General features: G+C 53.9%; 14 protein-coding genes. 6 read left to right on the top strand and 8 right to left on the bottom strand.

Annotated elements, in window-relative coordinates; genetic code table 11:
* Positions 1-2: 2 nt before the first annotated feature.
* The 4 genes from LMED105_RS13225 to LMED105_RS13210 all read right to left on the bottom strand — a co-directional run bounded on the left by LMED105_RS13225 (position 3) and on the right by LMED105_RS13210 (position 4009).
* Positions 3-1157 (bottom strand): acyl-CoA desaturase, encoded by a 1155-nt coding sequence (locus LMED105_RS13225; RefSeq protein WP_008252169.1) that lies wholly within the window; start codon positions 1155-1157, stop codon positions 3-5.
* A 25-nt stretch (positions 1158-1182) separates the two neighbouring features.
* Positions 1183-2328, bottom strand: coding sequence for a ferredoxin reductase (locus tag LMED105_RS13220; protein WP_008252168.1), 1146 nt, complete (start codon positions 2326-2328; stop codon positions 1183-1185).
* A 93-nt stretch (positions 2329-2421) separates the two neighbouring features.
* Complete coding sequence (locus LMED105_RS13215) at positions 2422-3591, bottom strand: hydroxymethylglutaryl-CoA reductase (protein ID WP_008252167.1); 1170 nt, start codon at positions 3589-3591, stop codon at positions 2422-2424.
* Position 3592: 1 nt separating this feature from the next.
* On the bottom strand, positions 3593-4009 hold the full coding sequence (locus tag LMED105_RS13210; RefSeq protein ID WP_156799699.1) for a hypothetical protein: 417 nt from the start codon (positions 4007-4009) through the stop codon (positions 3593-3595).
* Positions 4010-4182: 173 nt separating this feature from the next.
* Between LMED105_RS13210 and LMED105_RS13205 the strand changes: the two genes are divergently transcribed.
* From LMED105_RS13205 to LMED105_RS13185, 5 genes are all read left to right on the top strand, one after another.
* Positions 4183-4830 carry a CerR family C-terminal domain-containing protein gene (locus tag LMED105_RS13205; protein ID WP_008252165.1) on the top strand — a complete coding sequence of 216 codons (648 nt, stop codon included), beginning with the start codon at positions 4183-4185 and terminating at the stop codon, positions 4828-4830.
* Positions 4827-5936 (top strand): efflux RND transporter periplasmic adaptor subunit, encoded by a 1110-nt coding sequence (locus LMED105_RS13200; protein ID WP_008252164.1) that lies wholly within the window; start codon positions 4827-4829, stop codon positions 5934-5936. Before LMED105_RS13205 ends, LMED105_RS13200 begins: the two co-directional genes overlap by 4 nt.
* Positions 5933-9043: an efflux RND transporter permease subunit gene (locus LMED105_RS13195; RefSeq protein ID WP_040513497.1), complete on the top strand. Its 3111-nt coding sequence runs from the start codon at positions 5933-5935 to the stop codon at positions 9041-9043. The genes LMED105_RS13200 and LMED105_RS13195 overlap by 4 nt, the downstream gene beginning before the upstream one ends.
* Positions 9040-9819: a nitroreductase family protein gene (locus tag LMED105_RS13190; protein ID WP_008252162.1), complete on the top strand. Its 780-nt coding sequence runs from the start codon at positions 9040-9042 to the stop codon at positions 9817-9819. Before LMED105_RS13195 ends, LMED105_RS13190 begins: the two co-directional genes overlap by 4 nt.
* Positions 9820-9974: 155 nt before the next feature.
* Complete coding sequence (locus LMED105_RS13185; RefSeq protein WP_156799698.1) at positions 9975-11231, top strand: GDSL-type esterase/lipase family protein; 1257 nt, start codon at positions 9975-9977, stop codon at positions 11229-11231.
* Here the strand turns inward: LMED105_RS13185 and LMED105_RS13180 are convergent.
* Genes LMED105_RS13180 through LMED105_RS13170 form a run of 3 tightly spaced genes read right to left on the bottom strand, consistent with a single transcriptional unit; the run spans position 11228 to position 13839 of the window.
* On the bottom strand, positions 11228-12550 hold the full coding sequence (locus tag LMED105_RS13180; protein ID WP_008252157.1) for an NADH:flavin oxidoreductase/NADH oxidase family protein: 1323 nt from the start codon (positions 12548-12550) through the stop codon (positions 11228-11230). The two genes, LMED105_RS13185 and LMED105_RS13180, sit on opposite strands and share 4 nt — an antisense overlap.
* Positions 12551-12553: 3 nt before the next feature.
* Positions 12554-13210 carry a hypothetical protein gene (locus LMED105_RS13175; protein ID WP_008252142.1) on the bottom strand — a complete coding sequence of 219 codons (657 nt, stop codon included), beginning with the start codon at positions 13208-13210 and terminating at the stop codon, positions 12554-12556.
* Positions 13207-13839, bottom strand: a complete 633-nt coding sequence (locus LMED105_RS13170; RefSeq protein ID WP_008252141.1) for a TetR/AcrR family transcriptional regulator — start codon at positions 13837-13839, stop codon at positions 13207-13209. The genes LMED105_RS13175 and LMED105_RS13170 overlap by 4 nt, the downstream gene beginning before the upstream one ends.
* Before the next feature lie 86 nt (positions 13840-13925).
* Between LMED105_RS13170 and LMED105_RS13165 the strand changes: the two genes are divergently transcribed.
* Positions 13926-14981, top strand: a complete 1056-nt coding sequence (locus LMED105_RS13165; protein WP_008252139.1) for a hypothetical protein — start codon at positions 13926-13928, stop codon at positions 14979-14981.
* On the opposite strand, the gene LMED105_RS13160 is transcribed toward LMED105_RS13165, so the two are convergent.
* On the bottom strand, positions 14982-15293 hold the full coding sequence (locus LMED105_RS13160) for a pyrimidine/purine nucleoside phosphorylase (RefSeq protein ID WP_008252136.1): 312 nt from the start codon (positions 15291-15293) through the stop codon (positions 14982-14984).
* Positions 15294-15373 lie beyond the last annotated feature (80 nt).

Raw genomic sequence — 15373 nt, 5'->3', positions numbered from 1 at the left:
TTTCAGGGTAAAGACAAACGCCAGATATTCCAGGTGGTGGTGCCAAACTGGCGCGTGAAGCTGCCCTTATTGTAGGGCAGGCCATAGCGCGCAGCCAAAGCCTGTACCCGGGGTGACATTTCTGCATAGCGGTTGGCAGGAATGTCCGGAAACAGGTGGTGCTCAATCTGGTGGCTCAGGTTGCCCGACAAAATATGGAACAACTTGCCACCGGTAATATTGCAGCTGCCCAGCAGTTGGCGCACATACCAGGCTGCGCGGGTTTCGCCTTCCACTTCTTCTTTGGTGAAGTGGTGGACACCGGCCGGGAAGTGGCCGCAGAAAATGATCACATTCGACCAAATGTTGCGAATGCCGTTGGCGATCAGGTTGGCCACAATCGTGAAGCCGAAACCAGCCAACGCAATATTCACCACATCAAATCCGAAAAACACAGTGACTGGCACTGTGACTGCTGCGCCCAATACAGGCCAACACACATAGTCTTTCAACAGCTGGTGGCGTACCTTCCAGCCAATCCGTTTCAGCATGGGAATGATTTCTTTAAAGCTTTTCTTGCCAGCCAGCAATTTGTCAGCTTCCAGATCGTGCAGGGCCACACCCCACTGAAACATCATCATCAGCACAAAGTTGATCACCGGGTTGAACAGGTACTTGGCATGCCAGCGCTGGTCGTCGGTGACGCGCAGCACACCATAACCAATGTCTGGGTCTTTGCCATGCACATTGGTCCAGGTGTGGTGCACCACGTTGTGGCTGTGTTTCCACTGGTCGGAAGGGCAAACGTTGTCCCATTCCCAGGTGTTGGATTGAATATTGGGGTCGCGCATCCAGTCGAACTGCGCATGCATGATGTTGTGGCCCAACTCCATGTTCTCAATGCTCTTCGATACACCCAGCATGATCGCACCCAGCAACAGCACCGCCCAGAATTGCGGCCAGCCAGTGAAGGTCCAGTCGCTCATTGGCAACAGGAAAAAGCTGAGAAACACCACAATACGCCCGGCCAGCATCAGGCTTCGCTGCCATTTGATGACCGAGAGAATGTAGGCGCGGTCTTTGCTGCCCAGCGAGTCTGCAATTTCATTGCGTATGGCGTCCATTTCGCGACCGAATTCCTCGATGTCGCTGGCGCTCAAATGTTTTGGCATGCCCATGTTTGTCTCCTGCTTCCTGTGTTGCTTACACTTCGATTTCTGCGTCGCCCACTGCTGCGCACACGCAAATCTGAATCACTTGTCCTGTTTCATTGATCAGCGCATTCGTGCGCAAATCGCGCACACAGCCGCTGGCCAGTTTCACATCGCAACCATGGCAAATACCCATCCGGCAACCGTGTTCCGGGTTCAAGCCAGAATCTTCGGCAAGGCGAAGCAAATTCGTTTCACCGTCAGAATTGGCACTCACATTGCTGTTCAAAAATTTCACCACGCCGGTTTTAACTTCGGTGGGTACCCCCGCCAGTTGTGCACGGAATCGCTCGGTGTGTACCTGGCGACTAAGTCCTTCGGCTTCGTAAAGCTTCTCGATGGAATCCAGCATGGCCTGCGGACCACAGGCGTACACATCGCGTTTGCGCCAGTCGGGGCATAGTTGCTCCAGTTGCTCTTTGGAAAAGTGGGGGCGTTTGCCGGTGATTTCTTCCGGCTTCTGGCCTGGCTCACGGGTGTGCACCAGGTTCAGTGTGTACAGCTTTTGTTGGTCTGAAATTTCTTTCAGTTCACGCCCAAAAATGACGTCGTAAGTGTGTGGTGCGTAGTGAATGTGCACGGTGTTGGGCATGCGTTCTTGAAGCACCAGGCTGCGCAACATGCTCATGATCGGCGTAATGCCACTACCCGCAGTAATAAACAGTGGCAGTACTGGCTGTGCATCGGGCAGGTAAAAGTCGCCTTGGGGCACACCAATCGGTACGTAGTCGCCCACTTTCAACTTGCGAACCAGGTGGTGCGACATGCGGCCATTGTCGATTGCTTTCACGGTGATGGTGAAGCAACCGTCGCTTCGCTCCGGGGCAGAACTGATGGAATAGGTGCGTGTGAAATGTTGCCCGCCAATGGGCACACCAATGCGCAAATGTTGACCTGGGCGGTGGCTTCGCCAGTTCAGCCCGGGCCGCAATGTAATGGTGCGTGAATCGGAGGTTTCGTCCCACACGGCTTCAACCCGCGCCTGCAGGGCGTGGGTACTCCACAGTGGGTTGACCAGTTCAATGTAGTGGGAAGTTCGAAGTGGAAATGCAAAGGCGTCGGAGACTTTCGTCACGAGGCCAGCTGCACGTTTAAACAATGAGTTGTTGAACTGCGTGGATCCTGCCTCAGACTGCATTGTGTCTCCTCGTTTTTGTATTGTAAAACGAGTGTGCACTGAAACACATTACAAGTCATTCCGCACTGCACCAGCGGTCAGTGATTTACTGACCTAGCGGTTTCTGCCGTAAGCGTCGTGGGAAGAAACCCACTCATCCGCCAGAATGGCCGACAACAAAGACAAATCGCCCGCCAACACCGTGGCACCCACAATCTCCGCCAGTTTGCGTGCCTTGCCGCTGCCTTCGCAGCCGAGCATTCTCAGGCATTCTGCTTGGGTGGACAGGCCGGTTCCGCCGCCCTTGGTGGCACAAATCACGGAAGGCAATGTGACAGAAAAATACAAATCCCCATCGGCGGTAATGTCCATGAACACCATGCCGGTGTGGCTTTCAACTACATTGGCCTCGTCTTGCCCGGTGGCAATGAACAACGCGGCAATGCCGTTGGCCGAGTGGGGCCCACTGTAGGCGCTGCCCGCCAGTTGCGCGCCGATGGCACTGCGCTGGCGCTGCTTGAAAATTGTTTCAGGTGTGGTGCGTGCCAGCCTTTGCAGCACTTCACGCTGAATGGTGGCTTCCGCAATCACCCGCTTGCCCCGGCTGTGCAGCAAGTTCATGTGCGAATGCTTTTTGTCGGTTTCAATGGCACCGCTCAGGGCAAAGTAAGTAATTGCTTCAGGGCTGTTTTTCAGCACCCATTGGCAAGCGGCATGGGTGGCCTTGCCACACATGTTTTGCCCAGCCGCGTCGCCCGTGGTGTAGTTAAAGCGCGTGTACACCATGCGCGCAACCTGCCAGGTTTGAATGTGCTCAAGCTTGCCAAAGCCGGTGGTTTTCTCAGCCTCGGCTTTCACTGTTTGAAGGTTCTCATTCAACCAGTTCAAAAACCGTTTGGCGGCTCGGGCATCTTCGAATTCAAACAGCGGGGCGCGCTGCATGAATTCTTCAGCCACAGTCACCTTCACACCGCCGGATTCGCTCACCATGCGCATGCCCCGGCTGTAGCTGGCCACCAGTGTGCCTTCGGTGGTGGCCAGTGGCACATAGAACCAGCCCTGCGCATGTTCACCATGAATCAACACAGGCCCAGCCACACCCACCGGCATTTGCACCACGCCAATGAAGTTCTCGGTGTTGCTTTTCAAACTTTCTGGGGGCAGGGAGTAGGTGCCAGTGTGTTGAAGGCTGGCACCGGTGTGCTGCGTCAAAAATTCGCGACGTGCTTTGGCGGCTTCCTCGGAATAGTTGTCTTCGAAGCGGGGAATGGGCGTGCGTGTCATATTATTTGCGCTTGGTCTTGGTGCTACGGGTTACTGCTGCAATCGATTCTTCGTAGCCGCTGACCAGTTTGCCAATGTTCTCCAGCTTGGCCTTCAATACATCGAGTTCCATCTGGGTGCGGTCCAGTTTCATGGTCAGGTGGGCATTTTCTTTTTCAAGGCCCACCATGGTTTTGGCGAGCTCCCGGTTTTCCTGTTCCAGTTCCTTGTTGGCCTGGTACATTTTCAAAAGGTTGGCCTGCAAACCTTTCACTTTGTCCTGAACGCCGTCCACGGTTTGCTTGATCCCGGTTTCAAACTGGTTCACTTGATCCACCACGGCATTGATCAAATTGCTGGCCGGAAGGCTGGATGCCCGTTTTTGAGCGACCGATTTCAGTTTTCTTAACGCGTTGCTGCCTTTTTGTGCCACACCCATGTTTGTCTCCTGATTGTTGTTTTTTGAATTTGCCAACAAAGAGTAGCAAGTTTCAGGAATTCAGTGGTGTCGATTCGTTTCAATCCGGACAAAAGAGCCTTTCGCGATTGCTGTTTAATCATTCGTTTGATATATTTTTAAATCAATCGATTGAATTAATTTCGGACTTTCCCATGCTTCAAGACAAGCAGCAATCTGCACGGCAAAAGCTGGTGCAGGCTGCACTCATTACCTTCGCTGAAAAGGGCTATGAAGGCGCGTCCACGCGCGAAATCGCTGACAAGGCGGGTGCCAACATTTCATCCATTCGCTATTACTTTGGCGACAAGGCTGGCCTTTACCGGGCCGCTTACACCGAACCTTTGTGTGGCACGCCGTTCGAGCAGGGCATTCCTGATTTGAACAGCACCGATGTGGACAAGGCGTTGAAGCAATTGTTTCGGGATTTTCTGGAGCCCTTGAAGCACGGGGAAACCTTTCGCCTCGTGATGAAATTGCATTTCCGCGAAATGATTGAACCCACTGGTGCCTGGGAGCATGAAATTGATGCGGAAATCAAGCCGCAGCACATGGCCTTGGTGAATATGTTGACCGCTTATTTTGGTTTGACGAAACCCGACCTGGATATTCAGCGCCTGGCCTTCGCCATGATGGGCATGGCGGTCAACTTTTATGTGGCCCAAGACGTGGTGGATGTGGTGTGCCCCAAATTAATGGGCAGTGCCAAGGCCATCGATACATTGTCTGAACGCCTGGCCGGCTATGCCCGTGCCATGCTCGACGGTGAAAGTAAACGACGCAAACAGGATTGCAGCAAATGAAAATTTCAATGGTGTTCACGAAGTATCCAGTTGCCCTGTTCGCGGCAACATTGCTGCTAAGCGCTTGTTCTCCGGGTGCTGAGCAAGCGCCCAACGCGGCAACCGAAAATCAAGCGCCCGGCAAGGCCAGCCTTTCGGTTGAACTGGCCGCAGTCGAGGAAAAAACCATTCCTCTAACCCTGTCGGTGAATGGCAGTGTGGCTGCCTGGCAAGAGGCCGTGATTGGGGCACAACTCAACGGTGTGCGAATTGATTCTTTGCGCGCCGAGGTCGGTGATGTTGTGAAAAAAGGGCAAACGCTTGCGCTGTTTGATCAACAAACCGTGAACGCCGATTTGGCACAAGCCAAAGCGGGCGTGGCCGAAGCACAGGCTTTGTTTGAGCAGGCGAAGCTGAATGCTGACATGATTCGCAACATCACCGATGCGGGCGCGGTTAGTGCGCAAGAACGCAACCAGGTGATTGCCGCGGAAAAGTCTGCACAGGCCCGTTTGCTGTCGGCCCGGGCCTTGCAAACCCAGCAGGAAATTCGCTTGCGCAACACCACGGTGACCGCGCTGGACGACGGAGTAATCAGCGCACGCACTGCCACCTTGGGGTCAGTGCCCGCCCCAGGGCAAGAGTTATTCCGATTGGTGCGTCAGCAGCGGCTGGAGTGGCAGGCGGAGGTCACTGATGCTGAGCTGGCCCGAATTTCAGAGGGCATGGCGGTGAACGTATTCAACAATGATCAAGCTTTGAGCGGCAAGGTTCGAACACTCAGCCCGGTCATCAATGCGCAATCCCGAACCGGCATGGTCTATGTCGATATTCCCGGTGCCTACGCCAAGGGTTTGAAGCCTGGCATGTACCTGCGTGGCGAATTTGATTTGGGTGCGCAAACTGCCACTGTAATTCCACAAACCGCAGTGATTGAACGGGATGGTTTCACCTATGCGTTTACGCTGGACCAAGCCAGCAGCAAGGTGCAGCGCATCAAGTTGCGGGTTAACAAAGCGCAGGGTGAGTTTATCGAGGTGCTGGAGGGTTTAAGCCCCGGTGACAAAGTGGTGAAAAGCGGTGTGGCCTTCCTGGCCCACGGCGACTTGGTGAAGGTGGTTCAGTGAACGTCTCGACCTGGTCAATCAAGAACCCCATTCCAGCAGTGATGCTGTTCTTCCTGCTCACCGTGATGGGTCTGTACAGCTTTTCAAGCATGAAGATTCAGCAGTTCCCTGACATTGAACTGCCCACGGTGCTGGTCACTGCGAGCCTGCCAGGTGCATCGCCTTCACAGCTTGAAAACGATGTGGCTCGCAAAATCGAGAACTCGCTGGCCACGCTGCAACAACTCAAACACATTTACACCAAGATTCAAGACGGCATTGTCAGCATCACGGTCGAGTTCAATCTTGAGAAAGACACACAAGAGGCCGTGGACGATGTGCGGTCTGCCGTGTCGCGTGTGCGTGCAGACCTGCCTACTGATTTGCGCGACCCGGTGGTCAACAAACTGGAGTTAAGTGGCGCTCCTGTGTTGGCTTACACCATTGCATCCACTGCGTTTGATGAGGAAGGTTTGTCTTGGTACGTGGACGACACCATCACCAAAACACTGTTGAATGTGAAAGGTGTGGGCGCAGTAAACAGGGTGGGCGGTGTTACGCGAGAAGTTGTTGTCGAGCTTGACCCGTTAAAAATGCAGGCACTGGGCGTGAGCGCACTCGATGTATCCCGTCAACTGCGCAATACCCAATTGGAAACTGCGGGTGGCCGGGCCGACCTTGGTGTGGGTGAGCAACCGCTGCGCACCATTGCCACCGTAGAAAATGCCAATCAATTGAAAGAAATTTCAATTGTGCTGAGCAATGGTCGCCGTGTGAAGTTGCCAGAAATCGCGACGATTAAAGACACCATCGCCGATCGGCGATCGGCTGCCTTGCTCAATGGCCAAGATGTGGTGGGTTTCGAAATTACCCGCAGCAAAGGTGCCAGTGAAGTTGAGGTGGGCCAGGGTGTGGCCAAGGCCTTGGCTGAACTGCAAGCGCAGCGGCCCGACCTTACGATTGTCGAGGCTTTCAACTTTGTAGAGCCTGTGGAAGATGATTTCGACAGCTCCATGAAAATGCTCTACGAGGGCGCATTTCTCGCCGTGGTGGTGGTGTGGTTTTTTCTGCGCGACTGGCGCGCTACCTTTGTGTCGGCTGTGGCCTTGCCTTTGTCAGTCATTCCGGCGTTTGCCGGCATGTACTACCTGGGGTTCAGCTTGAACGTGGTTTCCTTGCTGGCCATGTCGCTGGTGGTGGGTATTTTGGTCGATGACGCCATTGTGGAAGTGGAAAACATTGTGCGCCACCTTCGCATGGGCAAAAGCCCACTGGATGCCGCTCGCGAGGCCGCCGATGAAATTGGCCTTGCTGTAATCGCAACCACGTTCACCCTGATTGCCGTGTTTTTACCCACGGCCTTCATGAGCGGCATTGCTGGTAAATTCTTCAAGCAGTTTGGCTGGACCGCCGCGCTGGCCGTGTTCGCTTCACTGGTCGTGGCCCGCATGTTAACGCCCATGATGGCCGCTTACATGTTGAAATCGGCCGGCCATGAAAGTGAGAAAAATGAGCCCGGCAAAATGATGGCCCATTACCTGGACTGGGTGCGCTGGGCTTTGGCGCACAGGCTGATTACCTGTATCGCGGCTGGTGCTTTTTTTATTGGTTCCATCCTGCTGATTCCTTTGTTGCCCACCGGTTTTATCCCGCCCGATGATTTGTCGCAAACGCAGGTTTACATTGAATTGCAGCCGGGCAGCACCTACGAGCAAACTCGCAAGGCGGCCGAAAAAGCCCGTGAACTGATCAGTGAAGTGGAGTACGTACGAAGTGTGTATACCACCATTGGCGGCGGTGCAGCCGGCACCGACCCGTTCATGATGAGCGGGCAGGCTGAGGTGCGTAAAGCCACGCTCACTGTGTTGCTGGATCCGCGCGGCGAACGTGCCGTGCGCAAGCAGGTGACAGAAACGCAAATGCGTGAAGCGCTCAGCAACCTGCCCGGTGTGCGTTATAAGGTGGGCTTGGGTGCTTCGGGTGAAAAGTATGTGTTGGTGCTGTCTGGTGAAGACGGGGAAGCCCTGTCCAAAGCAGCCAGTGAAGTGGAGCGCGATTTGCGCACCATTCCCGGTTTGGGCTCCATTGCTTCCAGTGCAGCTTTGGTTCGCCCGGAAATCTGGATCAAGCCCGATTTTGCCAAAGCAGCCGACCTGGGCGTGAGCACAGCAGCCATGGGCGAAACCCTGCGTGTGGCTACAGTGGGTGATTACGATGCAGCCTTGCCCAAACTGAACCTGTCGCAACGGCAAGTGCCGATTGTGGTTCGCCTCGACGACGAAGCCCGAAAAGACCTCAGCGTGCTTGAACGCCTCGCAGTTCCCTCAGCGAAACCAGGGGTACCCAGTGTGCCTCTGAACCAGGTGGCAACGTTGGGTATCAACGCGGGCCCTTCGGTAATTGATCGCTACGACCGTGCACGCAATGTGAACTTTGAAATTGAATTGCAAGGGCAACCTTTGGGTGATGTGGCCGCAGCTGTTCAACAATTGCCCAGCATCAAAAGCCTGCCACCAGGTGTGGCGCAGCGAAACATTGGCGATGCCGAAGTGATGGAAGAGCTGTTTGCCAGTTTTGGTTTGGCCATGCTCACTGGTGTGTTGTGTATTTTTGTGGTGCTGGTGTTGTTGTTCAAAGACTTCCTGCAACCCGTCACAATTCTGGCTGCATTGCCACTGAGTTTGGGTGGCGCGTTTGTGGGCCTGTTGATCGCAGGGAAAAGTTTTTCCATGCCCTCGCTGATCGGCTTGATCATGTTGATGGGCATTGCCACCAAGAACTCTATTTTGTTGGTGGAATACGCCATTGTTGCACGCAACGAAAAGGGCATGAACCGGCTGGATGCAGTGGTGGATGCCTGCCACAAACGGGCACGCCCCATCATCATGACCACCATTGCCATGGCAGCAGGCATGTTGCCAATCGCAATTGGCACAGGCGATGCAGACACCAGTTTCCGCAGCCCCATGGCCATTGCCGTGATTGGTGGTTTGATGACCTCTACTTTCCTCAGCCTCTTGGTCATTCCGGTGGTCTACACCTTGATGGATGACTTTGAGCACGGCATGAAAAATGTTTATCAAAAACTGGGTTCAATCTTTAAGCAGTCTGGAGCACGCAACACATGAAAGCAGCAGCAAAGAAATTCAAGACCATCGATGTGGATGGCAAGCAGCGCTATTACGAACCAGCGCCCAAGGGCATCAGCGCAGCCAACTTCAAGAAGGTGGTTGAAAGCAGAAGATCTGTGCGCAAGTTCACCGACAAACCCATTCCCAAAGAAGTGCTGGACGAGTGCCTGGACATGGCTTTGCTCGCACCCTGTTCGTCGGGTTTGCAGCCCTGGGAATTCTATGTGGTGAAAACCCCGGCCAAAAAAGCCAAATTGGTCACGGCCTGCTTGGGGCAACTGGCTGCAAAAACGGCACAGGAACTGATTGTGTGCGTGGCGCGTGTGGACCGGGTCAGCGAGTTCTCCAAAAAGATGATCAAAGACTGGCCCATGCCGGAAGTGCCCACGCTGGTGCGTCGCTACTACCAACTGATTCCTTACAACTATTCACCCGGCCCATTGAACAGTTTCGCAATGGTGAAGAAGGCTGCATCGAATGTGGGCGGCTTGATCGCACCCTTGCCACGCGGCCCCTACACGCGGAGCGAAGTGGAGTTGTGGGCAGCGAAAAGTGCAGCATTGGCCTGCGAAAACCTGGTGCTGGCATTGCGTGCGCATGGCTTCGATACCTGCATGATGGAGGGTTACGACGAAGCCCGTGTGCGTAAATTATTAAAGCTGACCGACGATGCTTTCCCGATCATGGTGATCGGGGCTGGCGAGCGCGCCGATGATGGCGTGTTCTGGCCTCAAATTCGCTTTGAGCGGGAATTGTTTGTACATGAAATTTAACAATGCACGCAGAACCACTTAGGTACATTTCTGCTGCGGCTATCCACGAATGATGGAATACATCCGCCAAGGCATCCTCTGAAGTATCAGTACGACCACTTCAGGGGATATTTTTGAATTACCGCAAACTACAACAACTTTTTTGGCCGCTTGCAATGCTTCTAGTGGCCGCCTGTTCCTCGGAATCCAGTGGTGTCTCTGCGGGTACTTCGGGTACCAACACGCAGTCCTCTGGCTTGTCTTGTAATAGCAATTCAAATGCGGCAAATGGTGCGCGGTGGATGTCAGCCTGGGGTGTAACCCACGTTACAGGTACTGCACCCGTGGAAACAACGGTTCGAAACATCGCCCGGGTGACAGCGAGTGGCAACGCGGTGCGTGTTCGTTTTATCAACCTAAGCGACCAGCCTATGCAAATTGGTGCCGCAGCCGTTGGTGTGCGCGAAGGGGCAACGGGCGCAAATCTGAAGTTGAATACCAGCAAGGCAGTGACCTTCAATTGCGGTCAAAGCAGCGCCACCATTCCTCCCCAAACCGAATCGTTCTACAGCGATCCCATTCAGTTCAAGGTGAACAATCAAGACGATCTGGCAGTAAGTTTGTATGTGAAAGGTGCGGACAATCCTGGTGAGTTCGGTGCCACCTGGATTGAATCTTACAAACTGCCCAATGGCTCTGGCAATCAAACACTCGAGGACTCTGGCGCGGGTTATGGATTGATTGATGAAAGTCGTTTTTCAACTCCGCCAGGTTTACCGATTATGTGCAATGGTTGCACGGTGTACGCACTTCGGGATATTGAAGTACTGACCACGGATGCAAAGGGAGCCATGGTGTTTTTAGGTAGTTCCAGTTTTCATGGATTTAATACCAGCCAGAATGGTTTCAAGCGCATTAGCGATTTGTTGTCAGTTCGCATGTTGAATGAAATTCCGCAGGGCCAGCGCAATACGATTGTGAACCGTGGTATCGGCGGCGACACCTTGCAAAACGCCAGTGCAAGCAGGCTTGAACGGGATGTATTTGATACGGTCGGCGTCAGCTCGGTGGTGGTGTGGGTAACCAATGACTTGTCCAGCCGAAGTGCCGATGAAATCATCGTCAATTATCAGGAAGTGATTGCCCAAGCCCATGCGAGAGGTATTAATGTGTATTGCCCCACCTGGATTCCCGGAGCACAATCCTTGCAGGCCAATTTGAATGGTGAACGCGCCAAGCTGAACGATTGGATTTTAAACAGCGGTGAGTGTGATGGTGTGGCAGATTACAACGGTGAAGTGGAAGCACCGGGTGGCCTCACATTTTTGCCCCAGTACAACAGTGGCGATTTCATTCACTCCAACGACGCAGGCCATGCCTTGTGGGCGGCTGCTACGCCGTTGAGTGACTGGGTGGGCAAGGCCAAACCCTAGCGTGTGGCGCGTTTTACCCGAAATGCCGTTGTCCATTCATTGAACAAATATTTGAAGAAGGCGCCGATCAAGCTCATGGAAGGTTTGGCTTCCAACCCATCTGCCAAACGGAAAATTTGTTGGTAATACCAGGCTTGTGCACCCAGCACGTTGATTAATTTCAGTGGCAGCACTGGGCTGACCGGTGAAAAAATTCCCTTGTCTGCCAACTTCAACATATTCTCAAAGCTGGCTGCACGGTCAATTTTTCCGTTCATTAATTGCTTCGGTGTGTCAGGGTGGGTGCACAAAGGGCGACCCAGGCCAATCACATCGCACACGCCTTCGTTCATCGCTTCTTCCATCGCTTCACGGCTGCGAAAACCACCTGTCACCATCAGTGGCATGGTGGCCACTTCGCGAATTGCTTTGGCATAATTCAAAAAATACGCTTCGCGTTTCTTCGTGCTTTCACGTACATCGGGTTGATCGTCTTTCACCGAGTCTGCTGCACCCGTGTGGCCCAGCAAACGGGGCTGCTCATAGGTGCCGCCCGAAATTTCCAGCAGGTCGATTTTTTCGTCATTCAACCACTTCACCACTTGCAGACATTCTTCATTGGAAAACCCGCCTTTGCGGAAATCATCTGAATTCAGTTTCACTGCAACCGGGAAAGCAGGGCCAACGGCCTTGCGCACGGCACGCACGGCCTCCAGCAAAAAGCGGGCGCGGTTTTCCAGGCTGCCGCCCCATTGGTCCGTGCGCTGATTGGTCACTGGCGACAGGAAAGACGACAGCAGATAACCATGTGCTCCATGCACCTGCACGCCCGTAAAACCGGCTTCTTTTGCAATTCGGGCCACACGCGCAAAGCGCTGAATCAGGTCCAGAATTTCATCCTCGCGCAGGGCGCGGGGTGGGGCGTAGTTGCCCAGCAATTCCAGTTGAACTGCAGAAGGTCCCACTGGTTTGGTGGTGACATAGCGGGGCGACTGTCGGCCTGCATGTGAAATTTGCATCCACAGGTGGTTGCCGTTGCTGGTGCCTGCTTTGGCCCATGCACGCAGGGCCTCCATGCCTTCGGGCTCGCCATGCTCGGGTGCTGGGTCTATGGATACATTGCCGGGTCTTTCCAGAATATTCCGGTCGATCAACACATTGCCGGTGATCAAAATGCCCGCACCGCCCTCGGCCCAACGCTTGTACAGTGTGGCATGGCGTTCAGTGGCTTGAAGCCTTGCGTTGGCCACACCTTCGGTCATGGCTGCTTTGCAAAGCCGGTTGGGAACCACCACGCCGCAGGGCAGGGTGAAGGGTTGCTTTAATTCAATTGTAGTCATGTGTCAGCCAATCCATAGCAGTGAAAGTGACAGCGCACCTGCGTAAAAAACAGCCAGGGCCAGTGCACCAGTGATTTGTTGAAAAGTAGATTTGTTACCCAGTACGTTCCACAGCCACAGCGCACCAATTGCCAGCAGCATTTCCGGAATCAAGGGGTAAATGGCAAAGCCTTGTATTTGTAAAACGTCTTGCGCATGCCACAGGTTCATTGGGCGTGCTGCCCATTCCCAAACTAAAAACCCACCCAGCGACAATGCAGCAACCACCGGGTATGGCTTTTTTGTGGCCAGTGCAAGCCAGCACACCTGCCACAGCAACATGATCCACAAGCCCATAAAGTACACCGGCACTGCACCCCCCAACCGCACAATACCGTGGTCTGGGAAGGTGAGTGTGCCCAGGAGCTCAACCAGCATCCAGTCCGCGCAGGGCAGGGCAATTGAAAGCGGCAATAAAAATTTCCACAAACGCACCCATTCGCCATGGCCCCGTAAGGCCCCAACCACCGGTAGCGCAATGTTGTAAGCCAGCGCAAAAACCACCAGCGCAAGCCCCAGGGCATTGCCTTGCGTATTCAATGCAACCGGAATGGCGATGGCAAAAAATGCAGCATGAAACACCAAGGCATCGCGCACGCCTTTTGAATCCACTCTGTTCATCGGGCGGCTCCTCGAATCAGGGCGTTCAAAATGTTGATGATTTCTTCGCTGAGTTCGGGAATGTCTGGCGGGTTTTCCAGCGTCAGCCACTCCGCCAGCAATTCATTAATGCCGCCCACCAAAGCCACACTCACCAAGTGGTAGTTGCGTTTGGGCAAGTCGCCGCGTTCCACCAGGCTGCCCAGGTAGGCCTCGATCAAACCCGCCATGTCATGGATGGCCTCGCGCCTGCGGGCCTCCATTTGCGGGCTTACACCGACCACCTCCAGAACGCCCACCCGTGCATGGCGTGTGTCTTCCAGGTAATGGTGCACCATGGCACTTACCGCCAGCGGAATTTGCTCAGACAAACTGAGGTTGGGTGCAGACATCGCTTTCAACACACCCGCGCGAAGATCTGCGATGATGTTGTCGTACAGCGCGCGCAAAATTGCTTCCCGACTGTCGAACAGTTGATAAAAGTGGCGTGCCGTTACCTTGGCCTCAGAACACAAGGCCTCAATGGTGGTTCGCGCGTAACCTTGTCGCGCAAACAATTCCAGTGCAGCAGCCAGTAGCCGCGCTTTTCGTTCTTCTGCACGTTGCTCTGCGGCAACGCCCCCGTAGGCCCTTGTGGGTGTTTTGGTCATTCAGGTTTCACTTTTGACAAGATTTCTTGTCCAAATTATAGTGAGCTTGTTTCACAAAGCGCAACCACAGTTTGAGGGCTTACACCATGTTCACACGCATCAGTCATTTTGACGGCACTCGCGATGCACTGCGTCCCATGCAGCGCGTGGACAACGCGCGCGAGGCTGCCAAAGACTTTCGGCGCGATATGTTGGCCAAACCGCAGGTGCTTTTCTACAAAACTTTCGAGTTGGTGCGTGTGCCATACCCCAGCAAGTTTGCCTATCTCAATGCATTTGGATTGCCCACACCCTTTGTGCATTTGTGCAACCGTTTGTTTGTCATTCAGTTTTCCAGCAGCGAAGGTGTCAAAACTTTGCTGGTTAGTCCCTCTGATTGGGAGAATCAGCGCGCCACACCATTTTTTGCGCATCTGGATGCCAAGGCTGGCCCTTTGGCAGGCGTAATGGAAGCACTGGTGTTGAAGAAAACATCCACCGTGTTGCAGTGCCTGTCCAGCATCGGTTTACGGCCAGAGGATGTGGACTACATCACCTACGATCACCTGCATACGCAAAATGTAAGCCGCTGGCTTGGTGGCAACGGCCAAGCGCCGCTGTTTCCGAATGCAAAGTTGCTGGTGATGCGTGAAGAATGGGAGAGCGCACAGGCGTTGATCCCTTGGCAAAACCAGTGGTATTGCCCGCAAGGTACACAGGGTATTGCGCCCGAACGAATTGAGTTGCTCGATGACAGCGTTTGGCTGGGTGACGGTGCCGTTGCACTGGTGCGCACCAAAGGGCACACCGAGGGCAATCATTCCATTGTGGCGCACACCGAACAGGGTTTGTTGGTCACCAGCGAAAACGGGGTTAGCCTGGATGCTTATGAACCCAGGCATTCGAAGATCAGCGGGCTTGCAGACTTCGCCAAAAGGACCGGGGCCGAGGTGATCATCAATGGCAACACGCAGGAATATGTGGTGGACCAATACATTTCCATGGTGCAGGAAAAAAGCATGGCCGGGCCAAACCCGGCCGATGAACGTTTTCCCAATGTGGTGCCGTCCTCCGAGGCGCAGCCTTACTGGCTGTTTCCCGGTACCGCCCCAACCATGCGATCGGGCAATCTTGAGTTTGGACGGTTTGTAGTGCCCGCGTAATTACTTGATGTAGCTGCAGCAGTAATCCACAGGTGTTTTCACCTTCAACTGAAATTTTGCGTTGGCCGGTACTTCAAAAGACTGGCCACCGGTGATCGTCTTCCAGCTCTCGCCAGGCAAGCACACGTCCATATCACCCGCCAGAATTTCCATGATTTCTTTTTCTGCGGTACCGAATTCATAATCGCCGGGCAACATCACGCCCAGGGTTTTTTTGGTGCCATCGGCAAACAACACCGTGCGGCTTGTGACCTTGCCGTCGAAGTAAATATTCGCGGCTTTCACCACGGTCACGTTCTCGAATTGAGCCATTTGATTTCCCTTTGATTGCAAAAAATTTGGATGCTGAATGATGCCTTAATTTGCAGGTATTGCGGCATTGGTCGTCCCGG

This window comes from Limnobacter sp. MED105 (genome assembly GCF_000170915.1).
GTDB lineage: Bacteria > Pseudomonadota > Gammaproteobacteria > Burkholderiales > Burkholderiaceae_B > Limnobacter.
This window is presented reverse-complemented; position numbering and strand designations above follow the sequence as displayed.

Bases quoted from the DNA above. Each gene is read 5' to 3' on its own strand.
- LMED105_RS13225 (WP_008252169.1), bottom strand. From the start codon at position 1,157: ATGGGCATGCCAAAACATTTGAGCGCCAGCGACATCGAGGAATTCGGT.
- LMED105_RS13220 (WP_008252168.1), bottom strand. From the start codon at position 2,328: ATGCAGTCTGAGGCAGGATCCACGCAGTTCAACAACTCATTGTTTAAA.
- LMED105_RS13215 (WP_008252167.1), bottom strand. From the start codon at position 3,591: ATGACACGCACGCCCATTCCCCGCTTCGAAGACAACTATTCCGAGGAA.
- LMED105_RS13210 (WP_156799699.1), bottom strand. From the start codon at position 4,009: ATGGGTGTGGCACAAAAAGGCAGCAACGCGTTAAGAAAACTGAAATCG.
- LMED105_RS13205 (WP_008252165.1), top strand. From the start codon at position 4,183: ATGCTTCAAGACAAGCAGCAATCTGCACGGCAAAAGCTGGTGCAGGCT.
- LMED105_RS13200 (WP_008252164.1), top strand. From the start codon at position 4,827: ATGAAAATTTCAATGGTGTTCACGAAGTATCCAGTTGCCCTGTTCGCG.
- LMED105_RS13190 (WP_008252162.1), top strand. From the start codon at position 9,040: ATGAAAGCAGCAGCAAAGAAATTCAAGACCATCGATGTGGATGGCAAG.
- LMED105_RS13185 (WP_156799698.1), top strand. From the start codon at position 9,975: ATGCTTCTAGTGGCCGCCTGTTCCTCGGAATCCAGTGGTGTCTCTGCG.
- LMED105_RS13180 (WP_008252157.1), bottom strand. From the start codon at position 12,550: ATGACTACAATTGAATTAAAGCAACCCTTCACCCTGCCCTGCGGCGTG.
- LMED105_RS13175 (WP_008252142.1), bottom strand. From the start codon at position 13,210: ATGAACAGAGTGGATTCAAAAGGCGTGCGCGATGCCTTGGTGTTTCAT.
- LMED105_RS13170 (WP_008252141.1), bottom strand. From the start codon at position 13,839: ATGACCAAAACACCCACAAGGGCCTACGGGGGCGTTGCCGCAGAGCAA.
- LMED105_RS13165 (WP_008252139.1), top strand. From the start codon at position 13,926: ATGTTCACACGCATCAGTCATTTTGACGGCACTCGCGATGCACTGCGT.
- LMED105_RS13160 (WP_008252136.1), bottom strand. From the start codon at position 15,293: ATGGCTCAATTCGAGAACGTGACCGTGGTGAAAGCCGCGAATATTTAC.